21 protein-coding genes are annotated in these 22,518 nt (G+C 54.2%); 4 read left to right on the top strand and 17 right to left on the bottom strand.

What is annotated here, in order from left to right:
• Positions 1-2: 2 nt before the first annotated feature.
• From ORG26_RS15690 to ORG26_RS15750, 13 genes are all read right to left on the bottom strand, one after another.
• On the bottom strand, positions 3-1,112 hold the full coding sequence (locus ORG26_RS15690; RefSeq protein ID WP_266363378.1) for a DUF1972 domain-containing protein: 1,110 nt from the start codon (positions 1,110-1,112) through the stop codon (positions 3-5).
• A gap of 43 nt (positions 1,113-1,155) precedes the next feature.
• Positions 1,156-1,863, bottom strand: coding sequence for an acyltransferase (locus ORG26_RS15695; protein ID WP_266363380.1), 708 nt, complete (start codon positions 1,861-1,863; stop codon positions 1,156-1,158).
• A complete protein-coding gene (locus ORG26_RS15700) occupies positions 1,857-2,960 on the bottom strand; it encodes a glycosyltransferase family 4 protein (RefSeq protein ID WP_266363382.1) in 1,104 nt (367 codons plus the stop codon). Before ORG26_RS15700 ends, ORG26_RS15695 begins: the two co-directional genes overlap by 7 nt.
• A 29-nt stretch (positions 2,961-2,989) precedes the next feature.
• Positions 2,990-3,763, bottom strand: a complete 774-nt coding sequence (locus ORG26_RS15705) for a glycosyltransferase family 2 protein (RefSeq protein ID WP_266363384.1) — start codon at positions 3,761-3,763, stop codon at positions 2,990-2,992.
• The gene (locus ORG26_RS15710) at positions 3,711-5,015 is read right to left on the bottom strand and encodes a hypothetical protein (RefSeq protein WP_266363386.1); all 1,305 of its coding nucleotides are present in this window, start codon (positions 5,013-5,015) and stop codon (positions 3,711-3,713) included. The genes ORG26_RS15705 and ORG26_RS15710 overlap by 53 nt, the downstream gene beginning before the upstream one ends.
• Before the next feature lie 7 nt (positions 5,016-5,022).
• Positions 5,023-5,565, bottom strand: coding sequence for a DapH/DapD/GlmU-related protein (locus ORG26_RS23540; RefSeq protein ID WP_323134271.1), 543 nt, complete (start codon positions 5,563-5,565; stop codon positions 5,023-5,025).
• Between the two features lie 26 nt (positions 5,566-5,591).
• Positions 5,592-6,785, bottom strand: coding sequence for a glycosyltransferase family 4 protein (locus ORG26_RS15720; protein ID WP_266363388.1), 1,194 nt, complete (start codon positions 6,783-6,785; stop codon positions 5,592-5,594).
• Positions 6,786-6,789: 4 nt separating this feature from the next.
• Complete coding sequence (locus ORG26_RS15725; protein WP_266363390.1) at positions 6,790-7,854, bottom strand: polysaccharide pyruvyl transferase family protein; 1,065 nt, start codon at positions 7,852-7,854, stop codon at positions 6,790-6,792.
• Positions 7,855-7,863: 9 nt separating this feature from the next.
• Complete coding sequence (locus ORG26_RS15730; protein ID WP_266363391.1) at positions 7,864-9,225, bottom strand: lipopolysaccharide biosynthesis protein; 1,362 nt, start codon at positions 9,223-9,225, stop codon at positions 7,864-7,866.
• A gap of 29 nt (positions 9,226-9,254) precedes the next feature.
• Positions 9,255-9,908 (bottom strand): sugar transferase, encoded by a 654-nt coding sequence (locus ORG26_RS15735; protein WP_266363393.1) that lies wholly within the window; start codon positions 9,906-9,908, stop codon positions 9,255-9,257.
• A 43-nt stretch (positions 9,909-9,951) separates the two neighbouring features.
• Positions 9,952-11,121 carry a DegT/DnrJ/EryC1/StrS family aminotransferase gene (locus ORG26_RS15740; protein WP_266363395.1) on the bottom strand — a complete coding sequence of 390 codons (1,170 nt, stop codon included), beginning with the start codon at positions 11,119-11,121 and terminating at the stop codon, positions 9,952-9,954.
• 82 nt (positions 11,122-11,203) lie between these two features.
• On the bottom strand, positions 11,204-13,552 hold the full coding sequence (locus ORG26_RS15745; RefSeq protein ID WP_266363397.1) for a GumC family protein: 2,349 nt from the start codon (positions 13,550-13,552) through the stop codon (positions 11,204-11,206).
• Between the two features lie 80 nt (positions 13,553-13,632).
• Positions 13,633-14,421, bottom strand: coding sequence for a polysaccharide biosynthesis/export family protein (locus tag ORG26_RS15750; protein WP_266363399.1), 789 nt, complete (start codon positions 14,419-14,421; stop codon positions 13,633-13,635).
• Positions 14,422-14,836: 415 nt separating this feature from the next.
• Between ORG26_RS15750 and ORG26_RS15755 the strand changes: the two genes are divergently transcribed.
• A complete protein-coding gene (locus ORG26_RS15755; protein WP_407704801.1) occupies positions 14,837-15,139 on the top strand; it encodes a transposase in 303 nt (100 codons plus the stop codon).
• A 550-nt stretch (positions 15,140-15,689) separates the two neighbouring features.
• On the opposite strand, the gene ORG26_RS15760 is transcribed toward ORG26_RS15755, so the two are convergent.
• Both ORG26_RS15760 and ORG26_RS15765 read right to left on the bottom strand, forming a co-directional pair.
• Complete coding sequence (locus tag ORG26_RS15760) at positions 15,690-16,817, bottom strand: lysophospholipid acyltransferase family protein (RefSeq protein WP_266363401.1); 1,128 nt, start codon at positions 16,815-16,817, stop codon at positions 15,690-15,692.
• A gap of 18 nt (positions 16,818-16,835) precedes the next feature.
• Positions 16,836-17,036, bottom strand: coding sequence for a hypothetical protein (locus ORG26_RS15765; protein WP_266363403.1), 201 nt, complete (start codon positions 17,034-17,036; stop codon positions 16,836-16,838).
• A 394-nt stretch (positions 17,037-17,430) separates the two neighbouring features.
• On the opposite strand from ORG26_RS15765, the gene ORG26_RS15770 reads away from it, so the two are divergent.
• Complete coding sequence (locus ORG26_RS15770; RefSeq protein WP_266363405.1) at positions 17,431-18,225, top strand: LytTR family DNA-binding domain-containing protein; 795 nt, start codon at positions 17,431-17,433, stop codon at positions 18,223-18,225.
• Positions 18,226-18,341: 116 nt separating this feature from the next.
• Here ORG26_RS15770 and ORG26_RS15775 read toward each other — a convergent pair whose 3' ends face one another.
• Complete coding sequence (locus tag ORG26_RS15775) at positions 18,342-18,965, bottom strand: LuxR C-terminal-related transcriptional regulator (RefSeq protein ID WP_266363408.1); 624 nt, start codon at positions 18,963-18,965, stop codon at positions 18,342-18,344.
• 398 nt (positions 18,966-19,363) lie between these two features.
• Here ORG26_RS15775 and ORG26_RS15780 point away from each other — a divergent pair, with 398 nt between their 5' ends.
• Entirely contained in the window at positions 19,364-19,789 is a 426-nt protein-coding gene (locus ORG26_RS15780; RefSeq protein WP_266363410.1) for a helix-turn-helix domain-containing protein, read from the top strand.
• A 105-nt stretch (positions 19,790-19,894) separates the two neighbouring features.
• Positions 19,895-20,302 carry a hypothetical protein gene (locus ORG26_RS15785; RefSeq protein WP_266363412.1) on the top strand — a complete coding sequence of 136 codons (408 nt, stop codon included), beginning with the start codon at positions 19,895-19,897 and terminating at the stop codon, positions 20,300-20,302.
• A 67-nt stretch (positions 20,303-20,369) separates the two neighbouring features.
• On the opposite strand, the gene dnaG is transcribed toward ORG26_RS15785, so the two are convergent.
• A complete protein-coding gene (gene dnaG, locus ORG26_RS15790; protein WP_266363414.1) occupies positions 20,370-22,346 on the bottom strand; it encodes a DNA primase in 1,977 nt (658 codons plus the stop codon).
• Between the last annotated feature and the right edge of the window lie 172 nt (positions 22,347-22,518).

Here is a 22,518-nt window from a genome sequence, read left to right on the forward strand (position 1 = left end):
GACTAGGCCAGAACCGGCTGCCGGGCGTACTGAACGTCCAGAAACAGGTCCAGGTACTGCTGGATGATGATCGGCCAGTGATAAACCGTCTGGATTTTGTGACGGTTGTTGGCTACCAGGCCCGCAAACGCTTCTTTCTCCACCGTCCCCAGCAGCGTAGTCACTTCCGACGCTTGGGTAAAGTAGAAGGCATCTTTGCCCAGAATGGCTTTGTTGAAAATATTGTCGTGCGCGCAAATCAGGCCGCTCGATCCCATGGCTTCCAGCAGCGAGGGATTCGTGCCGCCGACCGTGTGGCCGTGGAAGTACAGGTTGGAGTGGTGCCGCAGGTTGTTCAGTTTGTTAATGTCGTAAATGCCGCCCATGAACCGGATTTGCGGATAGGGCCGGTATTTCTCCTTCAGGTATTCGCCGTAGGCCGTCTGGTGTTTGCCCACAACCAGAAACGGCATGTCGCCGCCCGCATCGGCCACGCCCTGCAGAATCACGTCGATGCTATTTTCGGGTTCCAGCCGGGCCACGAGCATGTTGTAGCCGTAGGGCGTCACGTCGAACTCCGCCAGTTGCTCCGGCTTCGCGTCAGTAAACACGTGCGAACCGTAGGGAATGTAGGTCGATTCCTTGCCGTACGTTTCTTTCAGGTGCTGCTGGATTCCGACGGAATCCGCAATGAGGTGGTGGCTGTACTTGACGCCCCAGCTTTCGGCTTTTTTCAGAAATTTCTGCACCCGGGGCGAAAACTTGCTGCGCTTCCATTCCAGCCCGTCCATGTTGGTGACGACCACCGGCCCGCGGGGCAGCATCCATCCCCAGGTCGAGTTGCTGGTGTAGCCCAGTTGCAGGATGATGTCGAAGTTGCGGTAATGGGTATCCAGAATGCAGTTGAAGTCGTAGATGAACTGGCCCGCCGTGCCGAGGCGATGCTCGGGATCGTAGCAGTGAACGATTTCGGCCCCTTTGTAGCTGGTCTCCTGATACGGGTGATTGTGAGAGTTGTAGACCGTGACCTTATGGCCCAGTTCGACCAGCCCAACGGCCAGGTATTCGGCGAATTGCTCAAATCCGCCATAGTGGTTCGGGATACCCCGGGTACCAATGATTCCAATACGCATTTTTCAAACGTTGAGTTACGTGGGTTAATCGGAATGAAGCGGCTTAAGCCACTTCACAGGGTATTCGGCTGCGAATCACTTTGGCCGGGACTCCGGCGGCGATACTGTCGGCCGGTATGGACTTCGTGACAACGCTGCCTGCGGCAATCACGCAGCCGGAACCGATGGTGACGCCGTCCAGAACCGTGACGTTGGAACCAAGCCAGCAATTGTCGCCGATCCTGACCCCGCGCCGGGACACTCCCTGATTCTTTATCAAAATGTGTGCCTGCTCGTAATTATGATTTTCGGAAAATAAGCGGACGTCGGGTCCGATGATGACGTTGTTTCCGATTTCAATGCCGCCCTGTCCGCCAAAGTAGGCCCGGGCGTTGATTCCGGTCCCGTTGCCGATCCGGATTCCGACCCCTTTGTGGGCCACTACTCCGGTACAGATCATGACGGCATCCCGACCAATGCTCACATCATGTCCCAGACGAATGCCCTGTTCCGACAAGGCGTTGAGGTAGACGTTGTCGTCCAGAATCAGGTTTCTCCCGGCCGACACGCTGGCACCGTGCTTCACCGTCACATTTTTTCCGCAGAAGACCAGTCCAGCCGATTCATGCAGAAAAAGCCGGAGCCGCAGGCCGCGCAACGCCTGCCAGCCCCGATCCGACAGAATGATGGCCAGTTCGCGGACCGAATACGTCGTTTCCCACTTGTAGTTTGGGTCCCGTTTGAGGATACGGATAAGTTTTTCAATCAGCATGCTACCTTTTCGATAATGTTGATAATCCGGCGGGCCGACTCCTGCCAGGTAAACTGACCGCTGTGCTGCAGGGACTGAAGGCTTTTTTCCTGGTAAAACTGAGGATCGCCGAGGAGATGATTGATCTTGGCGGCGATATCGGCGGGGTCGTCGGGGTTTACATAAACGCCGGCCTTGCCGCATACCTCCGGCAACGATGTCCGGTCCGAAACAATGACCGGCCTGCCGCACCGCATGGCTTCCAGCGGAGGAAGGCCAAACCCTTCGGCATAAGAAGGAAAGCAGAAGATGCGGCTCTTGGCGTAAAACAGGTACAGGTCCTCATCCGGTACATGGCCCGTGAAAATCACCCGATCGGTGAGGCCGTGTTCCTGAAGGTAGTGGCTAACGTCGATGTTTTTATGATCGACCCCGCCGACAATGACCAGCTTCGCCGCCGGAACCTCCCGCATGGCTTTGACCAGATTCAGCAGATTTTTACGGATGTTGATACGGCCGACGTACAGCAGAAAGTCGGAGGGCAACTGATAGCGCCGATCGAAGGCCGCTAGGCGTTCGGGGTCATACTGTTCCAGCGGAACGAAGCGGGAACTGATGCCATGATGGACAACGTCGATGGTGTCGTCGCTGCCAATGCGGTGTTTCAGCAGCCTCGTCTTTTCACTACCGGAAATGGTGATCAGGTGGTTGGCAAAGCGGGCAAGGAGGCCCATCGGCCGCAGGTACAACTGCTCGATGCGGCTGTAGTACATCGGAAAATCGTAAAACAGCACATCGTGGATGTAGGCTATTTTTTTGGCCCGGCCGGGCCAGAAGTCGCTGAAGTTCTGGTACAAAACAACATCCAGTCCCAGCTTGCCGGCCAGGTACGGCAGGCGCAGCAGGTTTGCCAGCAGATTGGGACCACCTCCAACCGGAACCAGCGTGACATTTGGATGCTGCAAGGCCGTAGCCTGATTGATGTGACGGCTGTTGACAAACAGGTATAACTCGTGCCTGCGGTTCTGGCGGATAAACTCATCGACCAGATTCCGAACGACCATGCGGCCGCTGGGTGGACCTTCAAAATACCATTTCGCGTCGATACCAATTTTCATAACGTTGAGACGGAGAAGCCTTTCCGCGTTTATTTTTTCAGATAGACGTTGAGGCCTACCTGGCGGAGCATTTTTTTCGTGTAAAATTTAGAAGCCACCAGCAGCAGGTTGCTGTAGGCCCGGAGCAGGGATTGCCCGCCTGTGTGCAGGCAGGCGCGGCAGTGTTCGCGGATGGCCGAAAAGCTGTCGCTGGCTCCGCCTTCGCTCATCAGAACGGTTACGGCGTTCATAAAAGCCGCTTTCAAAGTGCCTTTGGGCCGAAGCAGCAGTTCGTAATCGCCAACAATCCGGTAGGTGGTGTCGTACTGACCATACGTTTTGAAAAGCTTTCTGGAATGGAGAGAACCCGGATGGGCAACGGTCATTTCGTTCAGAAACGTGGGCCATTCCCATTCCCATCCTCTGGTCCTGACCGGATTCAGAGCGGCATCAACCATCTGGAGTTTTGACGAAACGTAGTCAGCCTCTGTGGCTGAGGAACTGATGAAGTCAGCATATTTTGCCAAAGCATCAGGCAGCAGAATGTCATCGCAGCCCAGAAACATAATCCAGTCGCCGGTAGCTTTGGCGATTCCCTTATTCCAGGCGTCGTATATTCCCTTGTCGGGCTCGCTGACCCAGTACGTTATTTTGTCGCCGTATTCCCGGATGATGTCGACCGTGTTGTCATTCGACTGGCCGTCAATGATAATGAATTCGAAGTGCGTGTAGCTCTGGCTAACAACACTTTCGATGGCCCGTCTGATGTATTTATCCGCGTTGAAGCTGGCCGTGACGATGCTGAATTTGATAGTGGGGCGCATAAGACAGTGGGTTAGGAGAAGCGACAATTTCGTCCTGGACGACAGGGTGCTTCTGTTTTTGTTTCGAGGCCTTCGAGAATCGACTGCTGATGTTATAGCCAATCAGAATCCATACCAGAATGTCGTAGACATGGTACTTTGGTATGTTTTCGATAAAGGAAACAAGCAGATGATTAAGGATGATATACGATGAAGCTCTGGCAAAATAGTCGGTGGAGGACAGGTTTGTCAGGGCGCTCACCAGAGACAGGAGCGTAAACAAGATGACCAGCACCGCGCCGCCCCTCAGCATGTAAGAGAGTTGGCCAACTTCTACAATGGAGCGATCGTAAAAGTCCACGGCATCGTCAACGCCCATCTGGCGGAAAAACAAATCGCTGTAATAGCGCCCCAGGGTACTCTTGCCGGTCCAGATCTGGTCATTCGATTGCAGCTCCTGCAGGACGTCCATGTACAGAAAGGTCCGGGTATCTTCGTTGGAGATCGATTTGCTGCCTACGGCAATGGTAGAACTCTGAAAAAACGATTCGTAGTACGTAAAGAAGGCAATGGGCAGCGCAAGGCAGCCCGCCGTGATGGCAAGCTTGATCACCTTTCTGGAAATCAGCTTCTCGCCGTAATTAAAAATCAGCAGAAAAACGACTTGCAAAGCGCCTCTGAGAACAATGCTGCGGTTGTCGGAATAAATGCCGACAATCAGGTAACCGATAAAGCCTGCCAGAATCCAGGTTCTTTCCTTTTTGCTCTCGAAGCACGAAAGAAAGATGAAAAGAAAAAACGAGGCTTCAATAAACGGTCGTGGAATTACATAGCCCCTGTTCACCACAAACATGACGGGAAGTAACGCAACACCTATCTTATTGAAAAGCAGTAAGACCTTTAATAGTTTTTTAAAGGTAAAATCATGGTTAAAGGAAATGAAAAACGCAAAAGGAACTATGACGCAAAGGCTCAGAACCGGATTTAGTGCATTCTGAAGCCGCCCTTCTGCCAGTCCAACCGATAAGCCTCTTACAAACGTTACGAGGCAATAAAAGAAAAAGAAAAGCACCGCTATTTTGCTTTTTCCATCGGTGCAGTTGATATAATTCTTAACGGATATCAACTTAAAGAAAAGGCAAAAGGAAACGATGAAAAAAACCTTGTTCAACGACAGTCCGCTCGGATTATTAAAATAAACAAACAGAATATCGTGTGCGGCTGAGAACAGCAGCATAAGCAGTAAATAGCGATAGATAGACTGGCTATTCATGGTCAGCTCAGATCACAGGAACGATATCATTCCCCAAGTTGTACGTCAGTCTCTGGTTGCGCTTTGAAATAACTTTGGCCGGTACACCTCCTACTACGGTATACGGCTCTACGTCCCGCGTTACCACGGCACCGGCGGCTACCACGGCTCCTTTTCCGATGGTGACGCCCGGCAGAATAACCGCCCGGGAACAGATCCAGGCGTAGTCTCCGATCACCACGGGCGCACCTACTTCCGCAAAATTTTCGTCGTTGTAATCGTGGTGCAGCGTCCAGATCATGACCTCGTTGCTCAGGTTGACGTTGCTGCCGATCGTCAGACCGCGGCGGGCGTCGAGCAGGGCATTGTGCCCAATGAGGGTGCTGCCGCTGATGGTTAGCTTCCAGGGGCTCCGGACTTCAAAACCGCGGTACAGGCCGACATCCTTACCGATTTGGGCCCCCATTAGCCGGAGTATGGCCCGTCTCAGCGAGTGGAACGGTAGCCAGGAGATGAACTGACAGAACATAAACAGCCCTGCCGCCAGTGTTTTCATTAAAGTGCGTTTCATAACGGTAGTACAAAGGTAAGGGTCGCTTACACAGCGGCATTTATCGGGATAGCCGATTTAATTACATTTTCATAAATAGCCAGTGTCGTATGTACAATGTCCGACGCGTTATGGCGCTCCCGGGCAAGGGGCAAGGCGGTCGACGCAATGGCCTGCTGCTTTTGCTTATCCCGGTAAAGATCCACAATGGCTTTGCTGATATCGTCGGTATTGAGACTGGTTAGAATTCCGGTTTTGCCGTGTTCAATCAGCGATCCAACACCGCCAACTTTTGACGCAATGACCGGTAGGCCGATAATCTGGGCTTCGCAGACGGTATTCGGGCTATTATCGATATAGGACGGATGCAGCAGACAGAAACAATTCCGGTATTCCGCAATCATTTCGGCGGCTCCCATCCGGCTTTTTATAATCAGATTATCCGAATTGATTTTATCCAGATTATTCGCCGTAATAAATTCCTCGATCTGGCCTGCTTCCGACGGCCCGCCCGGCAATACATACACGAGTTTTAATTCGGGAGCCGAATGCAGCGCTTTGTTGAAAGCTACCAGGGCTTCCCGGTTGCCTTTGATGTAATCGCCGCCGCCCAGAAAGAAAATCTTATTTTTGTCGGTCGGATCGACCTGCGTTTCGAAAAATTCCCTGCGGATGCATTCCCAGCAGTGGTGAATGACCGCGTTTGCACAATTCCGTTTTACCCAGGCTTTGTCCCATTCCGTGCGGCACATGAAATGGCTGAGCTTGGGTAAGTACGTATTTTCGGCATGGCGGGCTACCTGCCACAGCAGCCGCCGTCTGGAAAACGGCTCTTCGAGGTAGCGGTAATATTCATCGATAATGCCCTGTACCGACAGCACTTTCGGCACGGGCAGGTTCCAGCACGCCTGGTGCAGCATGCTTTCGGAACCGTGAATATGAATCAGATCGAACTCCTGAATCCGCTTCATCAGCTTGGCATGGATGACGTTCGAGCTCAGGGAATTCAGACTCGCCAGATTGAACGCGAGCCGTGGCGCCTTGATAAACCAGTAGCGAATGTTGCCGATCATAAACTCTTCGTCCGCTTCAATCCGCCCGTTGTTGGAAGCAATGGTCAGTTCGATTTGATCGGACAAAGGCTGCGCCAGCGAAGCAATCCAGGGCACCGGGTGCCCCTGCGGATTCTTCGTGTTCGGCAGCTGGGAGTAAGGTAACTGGGTGAGCCAGAGGACTTTCATTTCCTTACTGTTTGAACTGGTTCTTCCAGAAATCAATCGTGTCCTGCGGCAGCCGGATGGCGGTTCGGTACTCGTTCCGGATGAAGTCCTCCATCTGCTCTACTTCGGAGCGGGGAATGACGTTCAGGTTCGTGTCTTTGCTGATTTCGAGGGCCCGGTTGTCTACGGCCACGATCAGCGTCCGCTTGCCGTGCTGAAGTGCCCGGACACCGGCATGCAGGCGGGTGCCGAGGTACTCGACATTGTCCTGCTGCAATACGCTGTCGAAAGCCGCCAGCGAAGGCTCCACCAGCCGGATGCGCTCTTCGTTCCTGTAGCCGAGTTCGTGCAGGTAGTTCAGATCGTGCGTACCCTGAATCCAGAGATAAACGTAATTGTACGAGCGCAGAAGGCTGTCGATCAATTGCTTGTCTTTCTCCTTGTTCTGGTGGTAGAACGTAAGCGTCGTGACCACGTCGTCTGCTTTGCGCGTCGGGATGGCCTGGCAGCGGTCCGGCGTCAGGCTCCAGAGGGTCGGGCAGGTGGTGTTCAGCACGTTCTTGATGCCCGAATCCTGCAGCTGTTTCTGGGTGTACGAGTCGCGGACGGCGTGGTAGTATTTCGTGCTCAGCAGGCTCTTGTACAGCCAGCGGGTATACTTGTTGGGCAGGGGTTGATACTGCCACCAGCCGACCCCGAACAGCACGTATTTATTTTTCAGAAAAGCCGCGTCCAGCGGTCCGACTTTCCACTGGTAGTAGTTGTCCATGTTGGACGACAGCAGGTTGGTGCCGGCCACAAACAGGACCTCCTCGGTTTTCCGCTGCTGGAGAAGCGTGTCGACGCCCCGGTGCAGCTGCGAGGGATAGTACGTCAGGAACGACTCCGGGAAAATGCTGCCGAGCTGTTTAATGACGGAATCTTTGATGATGTAATCCCCCTGGTTGGTGGTTCCGATGGTCGGGTCCATGACGCCGATGTTCAGAAAGGGGTTCTTGGTGTCGATAAGCGCCGCCTCATTTTTCGCCGAAATGAGCTGCTGATACGCTTTGAGAGTCCGTTTGTTGTAGTTGAGCAAATAAGTATACATAGTCCAGGATTATTTATTCCAGAGGCCGGTGGCCGTTTGGTTCATGAGTTTGAAGTATTGCGTAATGCGGAGCGGAAGCCATAAGGCCAGCCAGAGACAACCCGAGAGGACAACGCCCGCCGGACCGTAGTGCCTGCCGAGATACAGCGCCACCGGAATGCTGACGAGGGTCGTCGTTACGGACGTAAACGTCTGAATCCGGATGCGGCCGATGCCGTTGATGATGTACGAGAACGTGCTGGCAATCAGGGTCAGAACGGTGTTCAGCGCAACCGCCCAGATGATGGTCTGGTGAACTTCCACCGACGGCCCGAGCCACTTTTCGAAAACCCAGGGCGCGACCAGTACCTGCCCGCCGATGCCCGCCGAAAGCAGAGCTGCGTTCAGGAGCAGTTTCTTCAGCGTCTGCTGAATCCAGGCAAAATCGCCTTTGTGGTAGGCATCCGTAACGGCCGACCAGACCGGCGTCAGAACGATGTTCTGCACGATGGTCACAACGCTGAAATACCGGAACACCACGTTGTATTCCGTCACCTGCTGGTTGCCAAACAACTGACTCAGAATGATGTTGTTGGCCGTCAGCAGGATCGTAGCCGAAATCTGAATGATGAAAAACTGCAGGCTCATGCCCGCCAGATTCCGGACCTGCGCCCGGTCGAAATCCCGCAGGGCGGGACGCAGCGACGGGTACAGCTTGCGGTAGAAATAAACACTGCCCGCCAGGTAAGCCAGCACCGGAGCCACACTGAAGACCAGTACGAGATGGACCAGGTTGCCCGGTCCGTCCTGCGTGTACAGAATCAGGCCGATGCCGCCGAGGCTCAGCACATTGCCGGCCAGCAGAATGAGGTTATCGATGGACGCGTTCTGCGTGGCCATGATCACGGCTGTCAGCGGTTTGAGCACAAACAGGAGGCAGAACGAAAGAAACGCCGTCAGGACAATCACGAAAAGCTCCTGCTGGTCCACCGTCTGGCTGTTGAGAGCCTTGTTCAGATCGATGAAATACAGCGTCGGCACGACCCCCAGCACCAGCAGGCTGATCAGGCCGATCACCAGAGCGTAGGTAGTGCTGACCAGTTTGCGGGCCATCGCCTCGTCGTTGCCGTGCAGGGCCTGAACCAGTTTGTTGCGCAGGCCGTTGCCCAGACCGATGTCCATCAGGTTGATCCAGGTCAGTACCGAACTGATGGTGATCCAGATGCCGTACCGTTCGGCATCCAGATAATTGACCGAAAGGGGCACGATCAGCAGAGACAGCAGCACGCTCAAGCCTTTGTAGACAAAAGCTTTGAAGATCGTCTGGAGCATCTTCCGGCTGCGGCCGGAAGAGGTGTCCACGACTTTATTTTCTGTGAGTTGAGTAACCATTTTCGGAACGGGGATAGCCCTGTGGGAGTTTACCACGCCTTCTCGTCGCCTTTGAGCATTTTGGCGACGGTCCACCAGCAGATTTTCAGGTCCAGCCCGAGCGACTGGTTGCGGATGTACCAGAGGTCCAGCCGCACGCGGTGCTGCATGTCCTGCAGACACGTCTCGCCCCGATGGCCGCGGGTCTGGGCCACGCCCGTGATGCCCGGTTTGGTCGAGTAGCGGTTCGAATAGTTGTCAATGCGGTGGAAGAACTGGGCGTCGTGCTGAATGGCGTGCGGACGCGGTCCCACGATGCTCATGTGGCCCGCCAGGACGTTCAGAAACTGGGGCATCTCGTCCAGATTCGTCTTGCGCAGGAAAGCGCCGATGCGGGTGACGCGGGGGTCGTTTTTTTGTGCCTGTTTAAACTCAGCCTTCAGATCGAAGCGCATGGTCCGAAATTTGAGGCAGGGGAACGGCCGGTTGTTACGGCCCGTCCGCATCTGAACAAACAGGATAGGTCCACGGGACTCCAGCCGGATCAGCAACCCGATCAGCGGAATCAGCCAGGAAAGTACGAAGAGCGAAACCAGAAAGGCAAAAAGAAGGTCGAAGACCCGTTTGGTGGCCGGAAAGGGCCGCGCTGCGTCTACCTTCCCGGAGGCATAGTAGACGGATTCTGGGCGTACTAAGTCAATCATAACGTTACGAATGGGACGGTGAGTAATAAAGGTATTGGGGATTCTAGCAGTACTGGCCGGAAGCGGTCGGGTCGTACTCATGAGCGCTCATGTACTCGCCGATGAGGTCGCACAGGTCTTCCTGTGTCGGACGGTCACTGGCGGAGTGAATGGGCAGCAGCAGCAGAGAAGCTGCAATGGATTCCGCCGCAGGAAAGCTGCCCGCCGCTTCGTCCGTGCTCAGAAGGTACCCCGTTTCCGGTAGGACTACACCGTTTTCGCACAGAAACCGTGCCAGACCATCCCGGCGACCGCGGGTAATCAGTACGGCGTATTCCTGAAAAACGTGCGTGCTGTAGGGAACGCCTTTGGGCGTCTCCACACCCGGAATTTCGAGCAGCAGGTCGTCGTAGGTAACCGCCGTCAGCAGCCGCATCAGATTGGACTGGTACAGTTGCTGCAAGTGGGCGTTTGACAGTACGGCCGTCGAGAAGTCGTCGTTGAAAAATTCCTTTTCGCCCGTCAGGCCGGGCACCGGGTGCGCTCCCGAAAGCAGGGCCCGCAGCTCTTCGGCCAGGGCGTCGTTGTTGGTCAGCACGGCACCGCCCATCGTCGGGCCGCCCAGCGGAGCGAATACGGGCAGGGACAGCACACTCGCGTGGCCCAGCGTCCCGACCTTGCGGACGGTCCGGTTGGCAAACGTGTACACGGCTCCTACGGCCTGCGAGGCTTCCTCCACAATGTGCAGGCGGTGCTGGTAAGCCAGCACGAGCAGCGCTTCCATGTCCACACACTGGCCGAAAACGTGCACCGGAACAATGGCGCGGGTGCGGTCGGTCAGGTGACGGGCGATGGCTTGGGGCGTGAGGTGAAACGTCTCTTCGTCCACATCCACCACCACCGGCTTCAGGCCAATGGCCCGGATGGCGTTCACCAGCGGCCGGGCTCCCAGCGCGGGAACAATCACTTCGTCGCCGGGCTGCAGTTGCAGGCCAATCAGCGCGGCCTGAACGGCTTCGCTCTGGCTGCGGCAGATGATGACGTGCCGGGTTCCGAAAAACTGCGCCAGTTCCTTTTCGAAATAACGGACGGGCAGGCGGTCGTCGGCCGCTTCCGCCGATACCTGAGAAAGAAGATTGGGCTTCGCGGCGGCAAAGGCCGAGGTAAGCCAGCTTAACGGATCGGCAGGAACAGCCATGCCGACCGCTGTGCGTTCGAGTAAATCAATAATCATTTTTTCAAGTAACGATGAGTAGGGTTGTCCCGTTGGGTATTGGGCCGGAGAGGGGGGAGACATACCCCCTCCGGCGCGCGGATTATTTGCGGGAAATCAGCCGCCCGATCATATTGGAACTTTCCGATTCTTCTTCCTCGGCATAACCGCCGTATCCGTAGCCCCCGTAGCTGGAAGCGTAGCCGTATCCGTAGCGCTGGCCCTGCTCGACGGAGTTGATGACCAGACTCAATTTGCGGAAGCGCTGCTCTTTGTAGAGCATTTCCACCGTCTTCAGATGCGGCTTGGGCGTTACTTCGTGGCGGACGACATAAATCGTGGCGTCGGCCTGATCGGCCATCAGCTGGGCGTCCGTAACCAGCCCTACCGGGGGTGAGTCGATGATGATGAACTCAAAACGCTCACGCAGTTCGGCAAACAGGGTTTCCAGTCGGCCGTTCAGCAGCAGCTCTGCCGGGTTGGGCGGCACGGGACCGGAAGTGATGATGAAGTAATTCGGTACGTCGGGAACGGCCTGAATGATCTGATCAAGGCTGGCCTGCCCGATGAGGTAATTGCTGATGCCGATAGCGTTCGGGACGCCGATCATCGAATGCAGCTTAGGCTTCCGGAGGTCCATTTCCAGAATCACCGTCGGGCGGTCGATCAGCGCCAGGCTGGCACCGAGGTTAAGCGAAACAAACGATTTGCCCTCGCCGCTGATGCTGGACGTGAACAGCAGCGTCAGACTTTTGTTGTCCGTGCGCAGAAACTGCAGGTTGGTCCGGATGGCGCGAATCTGCTCGGCAATGACCGAACGGCTGCGGCTCGTCACCACCAGCGGAGCCTTGTTGCGGGTGCGGGCAATTTCGCCCAGAATCGGGGCGTGCGTAGCTTCTTCCACTTCGAGGCGCGAGCTGATCCGGTCGTGCAGCATGTCGCGCATGGCGATGGCGCCCACTGGCAGCAGCACACCGAAGGCCGCAAAAAGCAGGAAAATCACACTGCTGACCGGCTTGACCGGCTTCGAGCTGCTGCGGGCTACGTCGATGGTCCGGCTGTCCGAAACCGCCGAGGCGTACGACAGGGCCGTTTCTTCGCGCTTGCCCAGCAGGTAAGTGTACAAATTGTTTTTGATCGCCTGCTGGCGGGTAATGTCGAGCAGGGCGCGTTCCTTGCCGGGAACGGTCCGGATCATGTTTTCAAACTTTCCGTTGGCACTGACCAGGCGGCTGCGGGTACCCGTCAGGATACGCTTCATCGTCTGGATATTATCGTCGATATTGGTTTTCGTCGACCGGATCTGTTCGTCGAGCGAAGCCAGCAGCGGGTTCTGCATCGACGTGGTCCGGCTCAGGTTCTCCCGGTGCAGTTCAAGTTCGTTCACCTTCGTGATCAGGCTCAGCAGAACGGGGTCGCTCAGTCCGAGGGTGGCTGGGGTAGGCGCACGTTCGCCCTGGGTGCTGCGGATGTAGCGTTCAATATCGTTCAGGGCGCTCAGCTGGATGTTGACTTCGTTCAGCTGGGCGTCGTTCCGCTGCACGTTTTCCAGAAAAATCCGGGATTCGGTGCTGATGTCCGTGATGCCCTGCGTCGATTTGTACACTTCCACGTCTTTTTCGACGGTGGCCAGTTCGCGGGCAATCAGGCCCAGGCGCTCTTCGATGAACCGCAGCGTGTTGGAGGCTACCTTGTTTTTATCCAGCAGCGAAGCGGCATTGTATTCGTCGATCAGTTTGTTCAGAATGTCTTCCCCTTTGCGCGGGACGGCTTCTTCCATCGACAGCATCAGCACCGTAGACGCCTTGCTGGTGGGTTCTACCTTCATTTTCTCCATGTACCGCTGAACCATCATCTGCTGGGGCGCCACGGTAACGATGATGGGACGCGTCGTATCCGAAATGGCTACTTTCGGGAAAACCCGCAGGCGGCCATACGGGGTCTGGACGCTCTGGTTGACGGGATACGGCATTTCGTTGATCCGCACCGTCGAAGCGTTGACAAAATCGATATGCAGCTCCGCTTCGTGCAGGGCCGGGCTGGCCTGTTCTACCAGCAGCCGGATCGGCGACTGTTCGTAGATTTCCCGCTTGCCGACCCGCGTATCGCGGAAATACGTCACGTTGATGCCCAGGGTCCGGATGACCTTGTCCATCAGCGTGTACGATTTCAGAATTTCGACTTCGTTTTCCACTACCTTCTTGGGCGCGAACAGGTCCATTTCCTTCAGAATGTTATCTTCCGAAATGCCCTTTTTCTCGTCCTTGATCAGCAGGCTTGACTGCACCTTATAGAGCGGTACCTGAAACTGGAGATAGATATAGCCGGCAGCCAGCGCTACCACGAGCGAAGCGGCAAACCATTTCCAGTTTCTCAGATAACGGAAAAGTACGACCCGCAGGTCGGTCCCTGAGCTTTCGCTCACCGTGTATGTGTATGGATTGGAGGTCATAACGTTGAAAGACAGTGGGTTGATTAGAACTTGCGAAAAAAGCGTACTGAGTGATGTTACCTATTTCGAAATTAGGGGTCTTAATACCGGCGAATGATGATAGCCAGAAACGACAGGGCGCTCAGCATGGCCGGAACCAGCTGGTAAATCCGGTCGATGGAAGCCACCCGGGCCTTGCCTGGTTCGACGTACACAATATCGTTGGGATGCAGGTAGTAATAAGGCGAAGTAAAGAGGTCCCGTTTGTTCAGATTAATGCGGGCAAATTGCTTCTTTCCGCCTACTTCCCGAATGACGAGTACATTGTCGCGGCGGCCGTAGATGGTCACATCCCCGGCGAGGCTGAGGGCTTCCGGCAGGGTAATCTGCTCGTTGGGAATGGTAAACATCGACGGGCGGGCTACTTCACCCATCACGGATACTTTAAAGTTCAGAAACCGGACGTTGACCGTCGGCTCCTTCAGGTAGGTGCGCAGTTTTTCCCGAATCAGGTCACGGGCGTCGGTTGTCGACAGGCCGCCGACCTTTACCTGGCCAATCAGAGGCAGTTCAACATGGCCTTTGTTGTCGACCAGATACCCGACGGCGCTGGTCAGCTGGCCGGCCGAAGTCGCGGGAGCGGCCGTAGCCGAACGATCGACCGGGGCGTAGGGGTTAAAAAAGCTGCTGGCTTCGCTGTTAAGGCTACTGACATAAATGGAAAGAACATCCGAGGTCTGGATGGTCGGAATATACCGGGCGGTCAATTCGATCTCGTCGCCGGTCGCATCCGGAACGGGGGATTGGAAATAAGCTACCTGCTTGGGCGAAACGCATGACGCAAAGCATACGGCCAGGAGGCAGAGCAGGATCCAGTTGTTCGTTTTCATAGTGTTAAGTACAGTTCGCTTTACAATTAGGTGATCTGCAGGCTTGCACCTTCCGGCCGAATCAGGACAAATACGGTGCCGAAAAGTAAAAATTCCGATACCCCAACCGGGCTTTCGGCTAAAATTCAGTAGGAATTGCAGAAAAAATTTCCTACTTTCATTTTAAAAATATTACACTTGTAGCTTGTTGACCCTCTGTAGTATATCTGTCATTATGTGTCCGGTTATTGTGGACCAGCCAATAATTTCAGGTTGGCCTTTTGCCGAATAAATTGTAGGTTAGTGCCGTTTTAAGAATACGTAATCAGTTGTTCTGAAAACGGTTACCTACCTTTATCAGTCTGATTAATTGTTCACTTATTTATGTTGGCTGGCTCCTTTGGAGTCATCTGTCCATTAATACCACCTGACCATCATGCGCAAGTACGAATTAACCGATGCCCAGTGGGAGAAGATCAAAGATGTACTTCCAACCAATAACCGTCCCGGGCGTCCCTGGCGATCGCATCGCCAGTCGTTGAATGGAATTCTCTGGATTCTGAACTCGGGTGCTCCCTGGCGGGACCTGCCCGAGCGCTATGGCTCCTGGAAAACCGTGTACGACCGTTTCCGCCGCTGGCAACGTGACGGGACGCTGGCAAAAATTTTCCGGATGCTGCAGATGAATTTCCCGGTAGTCGATCTGGCCGAGGAAAACATCGAGGCGACCGCTTCCTAAGGCACGGACAATCCCCTCAACGCGGTTCAACGCGGTCTGTTTGAGAACCCAATGCCGGTTGTTGCAGCGCACCTATCCTGTAGGACAAGTAGCTCCAGTTTGGCTGGTAAAGGAAATGAATAAGGAGGCGGCGCTGAAGTAAGCCGCCCTGCACGTGGTGACCCGTCCGGGCGAAGGTGCAGAGGTGTAGTAAACTGTTTCATCATGCGTTGAGTGAGCAAACGTTCGGGTTATCCCTGAACAGAGACTGCGCTCCCGGTTTGAAAAGGAACGTGTTCAAATTTATAGCGAAAACCTTTGTCGGACAAACGGTAAATAAAAATTTAATAAGAAATAAACCTCGCTCTTTGCTGATTCATTAAAAATTGATTAATGCTGTCATAAAGAGCGCTTTTTTGGCGATTATCATTTTTTCATACTGCTTTCCGGCTTATTTTTGCAGATAGAAAACTTTGTCTGACAAATAGTGGATGTGCCGGGCCTGCCTACAAACAAAAGATTCCGGCTCAACCTGCGCAGGTTGAGCCGGAATCTTTTGTTTGTAGGCGGATCAGGCGATGATTTGCTTGGACAGCAGGTCCTGAAAGAGCTCCTCGCCGAGTACGTCTGCCGGAGATTCGATCGTGTTCACCTGCAGCAGGAAGTCGCGCAGATCGGGCGAAATCTCGTAGGTTAGGTAGAGCCGCCGGTCGAACAGAACGGGGGCGTCCTCCAGATCACAGAGCGCATAGCGGTCCTGGTTAAAGGCAATCCGCTTGCGGGGCCGGGCCACCTTTCGGGTTGGCGCCGGGGTTTCGAGGTCCTGGGCATCCAGGAAGCTGTGGATGTACGTCCAGCCTTCCCACTGCGACGGATAGCGGGTAAGATACCGCCAGAAATCGTCGTAGAGTCGCTGGATACCGTACTGACAGTAGGCGTCCCGCTGCGGATGGTCGTCCGGCACAATCGGCTGCTGGAAAGCCAGAACGTTGTTCAGGTCTTTTTCCCGGTAGCTGAATACCGGCACGATGGGCACCTTTGCCATGTGCGACAGGAAGGCAACTCCTTTTCGGGTCCAGACCTTGCGGTTGCCAAGCCGGACGCGAATCTCTTTGTCTTCCTGCCGGTTGATGCCGGTGGTGGTCGTCATGCCGTCGATGTAAATGATCAGCGACGTGCCGGCCCGCAGTTCCCGCAGGACCTGCAGGGTGGAGGAGGTGTTCTCGGCGTCGACGATCATGAACTTGTTGGTCAGCCCGTGTTTCTGGCGAATCTGGTCGATGTTCTCCAGAATGGCTTCACTCTGTTCGTTGAACACCCGTGTGCCGACCATCAGCGCGCAGTCGATGCCGCTGCGGAAGAGGAACGTAGTCAGCAGCCGGTACGAACCGAGGTGGAACGTACAGTAAATGTTAGCGCCTTTGCTGTTGACCAGTTTCCGAAACGGTCCCTCGGTCTTGACAAATTCATTGGCGGTAATAAACTGCTGGTCAAAAGTCGTGTAAACCTGTTGCAGCAGCAGCTCGCGGAAAAGGCCCTCGTGCTTATCGGCGGGAATCTCGGGAAGGATGTTCGACATGTTCGCCGAGAACGTCGTAAATTTAAAGAGGTATCCTTTTTCCTTGGCGAGGTCCAGGGTCTCAAACCGCTGGCGGCAGAGACCCAGTTCCTTCCGATAATGTTGCACGAAGCGATTCATAATGAGCTGTTGGGGAAATTAGATAGCGAGCGTCAGAGCTTCTTCATGCTGCGGCTTCAGGAAGTAAGCCAGCCAGGGGCAGCAGACGGGATCTCCCGGCTTTTCCTTTTCTCTGTCGGCCAGGGCCAGGTACGTGGTTGATTCTGATTTGGCAGAAATGGCAGAAACCGGAGTATTGAGAATTTGCTTGGCAGCGTTGATGGCGAAGTTCTTTTTCATGGTAATTGAAAGTCTGAAAATTGGTCGTTTTTTGAGATGTCGATTGTTGTCTGTCAGCGCTTTAACCCGGGTGCTTTCTGCCTGATTGACTTTACAAAATTACGCTGCCGGCGGGGCGCCGGAAATGGAGAGAAATGACCAATTTTAATGGGGAGAGTAGTAACTATTTACTATTATTGTTCTGATAAAGTAAAAAACCGCCCGTAAACGGGATAAAAAAGCAATGACTGGAGTTGTATTAAGCCGGAGTTTACTGAAAAGCCCCGCTAAGTGCATTAGTGTGCTTCTGCTTGCACTATTGACCTTTGAAGGGTTCAACTGGCTTTTTGCGTATCCATCCAAGCTCCTTTTGGTTAATAGGCTTGGGGGTGGCCTTCATTATATCTGGGTAATCGTGCGGAGTCTGTTGCTCCCCGAAATCTGTACCCTATATATACTCCTGCTCGTTCTGGACGTCAGCCACGATATTCTCCGCCTCAAACGGGTCGATATGACCGCCAAGTCAATCGGCATGTACCAGCTTCAGATACTTCCCGTACTACTGATTGCCTATTTCCTTTTCAACCCGGTTACGCAGACGGCCCGTTACATGCTGGAACAGTTTCCGACCTATAATGCGGATCACTATTTCCGAATCTATCTCCTCGGCACGTTCAACGCCCGGATGTATCTCTTCTACCTGTTTCCGGTCCTGATCATGGGCTACGGAACCGCCAACAGCTCCCTGCTGATCGACATTCTGGAACAGCGCCGTCAGAACAAGCGCCGCACTGCCCCTGTCGAGCCGGTAGCGGTGGTTCCTTCCGATCCCACCCGGACGGCGCTGACCCACGTGCGGGCCAAGAATACGCACGGGGAGGTGCTGCTGGCTGTTCAGGAATGTTACTGGTTCGAGACCGAAGACCGCAGTTACTTTGCCGTTCACCCCAGCGGGCGTTTTGCCATCACCAAAACGATGAATGAACTGGAGGCTGAACTGAACGCGGATCAGTTTTTTCGGGTACGGCGGGATTGCATTATCAACCTGAGCTTCGTGGCTGCGTATTCGTACTGGGAAAAAGGCAAATACATAATTAAGTTACAAACACCGGGCAACGACGAAATCGACATGCCGAAAGCCCGCCTCCAGGAGTTCCGAAACCGGCTTGGCTATCACCAGGGCTCGGTTTCAGAAACTGCCTTATCTTAGTTAACGTTGAGTAATGCAGATTTAGGTTTATCCTTTAGGGTTTATTGTTTATCGTTGCTTCGTCTCGTTAGTTACATGCAGGCGGAGTGACCCTAAACGATAAACCCTAAACTATTTTATAAGTATTCCCGAATATTGATGCTGTAGCGCGGCAGGCTCCGGCAACTGTCAAGATTCAGTTTATGGGCAATGTTGGTCTTATGGTTGGCCAGCGTCCGGTAGCTGATGCACAGCGAATCGGCAATTTCGGTGCCGGTGCGTCCTTCCCCCACCAGACGAAGAATTTCGCGCTCCCGCTGGCTCAAACGGTCCAGTTGTTGTCTGGTATTGTCGTCGAGCCGGTTCAGACCGAAGTTTTTCATCAGGGCCAGAAAACCCGGGCTGTAATAATAGCCGCCCGTGTTGATGGTCTGAAAACACTTGTACAGTTCGTCCAGGCCGTCTTTGGCGTACAGAAAGCCGTAGAAGTTCGACTGCATGGCCATCGCAACCAGGCGCATGTCCGGTTTGCTCGTATACAGGATGTATTTGGTCCGCTTCTCCGAATTATCCGTTTGTCTGACAACATCCAGGCTTTGCTGGCCCGAAATCTCTGACTCCAGAATGACGCACTCCGGTTTCTTGGTCCGAATCTGCTGCACGGTATCTTCCAGTTCAACCGCTTTGCCGACTACATTATATCCCTGCTGCTTCAGTAACTGGCACAGAACCTCGCAGGTAAATAATTCAGATTGAGCCACAAGTATTGAAAAGTCCTTTCGCTTAATGCTAAACGAAGGCCCTGATTCATTCTTCTTTTCTTCTGCACGGTTCATGATACGCCTGTATACGGTTGCTCAGGTTGAAGCTACATGTAGTATACTAATATTGCCAAATGCGGATGCGCGAAATGACCAATATGCTGCGTGAAATGACTAACAAAACCGTGCCAGGAGTCCGGTAAATAATTCGCTCTCTTCCAAGCCCCCAAAAAGACCAAAACCGGAAAAAATGCGGAATTCACCCGGTAGGGGCATAATTATTTAGTCATTTCACGCAGCATATTGGTCATTTCGCGCATGTGCGCTTGCATTGGGGGGAGCGAAGGGTGTAGTTTCGGTTGTCGATTACGATTTCAACCCGATACTCAACCGAAACTATGCGCAAGATCAAGAGCCTGACCAACGAACAAGTTGACCTTCTGAGAAAGGCAATTCGTGAAAATTCAAGCAACGCTTTCCGCAAGCGCTGCCAGTGCATTCTGTACAGTTTCCACGGTCTGACGGTTACTGAACTGATGGAGGTCTTTGAAGTTGATCGCCGCAGCATTTACAACTGGCTCAATCGTTGGGAAAAGGGCGGACTCGATGCGCTTTCCGACCGGCCGGGCCGGGGACTGAAGCCGAAACTGAATCCTGCCAACGATTACCACGTGCAGGAGGTCCTGAAAGCCATGCAGGTGTACGCCCGCCAGCCACAGCAGGTCCTTAACCACGTGAACACGCACCTGCCCGTGTCTGTAAGTCAGGACACTCTGCGTCGATTTGTAAAGAAATTATCGACTACTGTTCAGGCAGGCATCTGACAATGAATTTTTTAAGGCCGAAAGGCCGGATAAATAGACCAAATTAAGAAACCGTAACTCAAATCAGACGCGCCGAAAGTCGGCCTGTTGCATTCAGACAACGATATGATGACTTCTACCAATCTTTCGCTTCCCTTCGCTCACGACAGTGTATCGTTTGAAAACGTCTGGACAAAGGCAATCAACGGACTTCACCAGCGGTATTACCTGCTGGCCGACAGCATCATGTGGTTTCGCCGGGAACAGGAAACGAGCTCAAATCCGCTGGCCGCGCTGCGGGAAAGCAAAAACATTGAAGAACTGGGCATGCTGCAGCAGGAAGTAATGGGCGTGCTGTGCGATCTGCTGGCTGATGCTCCTGAGACGGACGTAACGATGGCGCTGCCGATCAAACTGCAACTGCAGCAGGACGCCATGATTCTGCAACAGGTCAATCACCGGGTTGACGTGGTTCTGTCGCGGCTGCGCATGAAAAATCCAGCCTTCGAGAGCTGGATGCAGCAGGAACATTAATAAGGAAACCCTAACCCCTTAACTATATCCACAAACGGCCCCTCCTGTCAGCAGGAGGGGCCGTTTTTTATCCGGTTACGACCGTGCCCAGTTCCGCCGCGATCTGCTTGTCGATTTCCTTTAGATGCTTGAACTCGGTCATCAATTCGATACACTGTTCGTATTCCTGCCGGTCCTGGGCCTCTGCAATCTGCCGCTTGACAGCCTCCATCTTATCTTCTACAATGGTTTTCTTTAGTCGCAGCACATTGCCATAAGCGGCATCCGCAATTTTGTCCAGTTCGGTCGGGACGTAAATCTCGTGCTTCAGCCAGCCGTCGCTCAATTCATAGCGGTTCGTCACCAGATGCACGGTCTGCTGCTGCACCTCCCTGGACGAATGCCGCAGGAAGTACTCCGCCGACCGGATTTCCTGTTCGGCAAACCCGGCCCGGATGTCGTTGAGCATATCCCGGAAGAGCGGAGTGACAAACTGAATCCCGTTCAGCTCGTGCAGCATGTAATGGCAGAGCGAAACGGAAGGCTCCAGTTCGACCGGACCATAATTCAGGAGCAGGCGCAGGCATTCTTCCTCGTGCCGGTAATAAAGGGTCTGGACCTGGCTGACGGCGGGCTTGGCCGGCTGCTCGGGGGCCGCCGGTGCCGGTTCGACGGGCATGTCGCCCCAAAACTCATCAAAAGGCGGCTCGGCGGGCGGTGCGCTGGGCTCATTCCGGGGGCGGACCGGCTTGTCCTGCTGTTTGCGAAGCAGTTTGTTGCTCTCCGAAATCAGCGTCTGCTCGTCTACCCGGAGCTGCCGTGCCGTTTTCTGGAAAAACACCTGCCGCTTGATGGCGTCGGGAATTTTGGTAATGCTCTGGACGACTTCGGTGATGACCTCGGCCCGTTTGAAGGGATTATCGCCCGCATCCCGCAGCAACATTTCCGTTTTGAACGAGATAAAGTCCTGCGTATGGTCCTGCAGGTGCTTCTTGAACGCTTCTGTGCCGACCTTCCGGACGTAACTGTCGGGGTCGTCTCCGTCCGGGAACGAAGCCACGCTCACGTTCAGCCCTTCTTCCAGAACCATATCCAGCCCGCGCAGGGCCGCTTTGATCCCCGCCGCATCGCCGTCGTACAGAATCGTTACATTTTCGGTGAAGCGGCTGATGAGGCGAATCTGCTCGATGGTCAGGGAGGTGCCGGACGAAGCCACCACATTGCGGATGCCCGCCTGGTGGAGCGAAATAACGTCGGTATAGCCTTCGGTCAGGAAACAAACATCCTCCTGGCGGATGGCCTGCTTGGCCTGAAAGATTCCGTAAAGAACCTGACTTTTATGGTAAACCTCCGTTTCCGGTGAGTTGATGTACTTCGGCTGGTTCTTGTCGTTGACCAGAATCCGTGCCCCGAAGGCAATGACCCGCCCCGACACGTTATGAATCGGAAAAATAACCCGGCCCCGGAAGCGGTCGTACGTACGGCCCCGGTCGTTGGTGAGGATCAGACCGGCTTTGGCCAGCAGTTCGGGCCGATAGCCCCGTTTCTGGGCTTCGAGCAGGAGCGCGTCCCAGACGTCGGCGCTGTAGCCCAGTTCAAAGGCATCGACCGTATCGTTCAGAAAACCCCGTTCGCGGAAGTAGCTTAGCCCGATTCCGCGGCCATCCTCCGATTCCAGCAATTGTTTCCGGTAAAAGTCTTTCGCAAAATTCAGGACGATGAACAGGCTTTCGCGCTCATTCTGCCGCAGCAACTCTTCGGGCGTAGCTTCCTGCTCCGGAATTTCGATGCTGTATTTCTTCGCCAGCGACCGCAGGGCCTCCGGGTAGCTCACGTTTTCGATGTCCATGATGAACCGGACCGAATCACCCGCCTTGCCGCAGCCGAAGCATTTATAAATTTGCCGGGCCGGGTTGACGTTGAACGATGGCGTCTTCTCGTTGTGAAACGGGCAGCACGCGCTATAGTTCTGGCCCTTTTTCTTCAACGAAACATAATCACCCACCACTTCCAGAATGTCTGCCGACTGCCGGATGCGTTCAATTATTTCTTCAGGAATACGCATAATCAAAATTACAAAAACGGGCGGCGGTTTTCAGCAGGGGTGCTTAAAAACTTACCGCTCGTCAAGAGTTGTAAACGTCATGTTACCTAAATCGATTTTCAGAGTCATAATCAGACAAGCCACTGCCTGCGCGGAGGCCGTATTTTTCTTTGGCTATTGAAGCCTGCCAACT

It is taken from the genome of Tellurirhabdus rosea (genome assembly GCF_026278345.1).
Taxonomy (GTDB): Bacteria; Bacteroidota; Bacteroidia; order Cytophagales; family Spirosomataceae; genus Tellurirhabdus; species Tellurirhabdus rosea.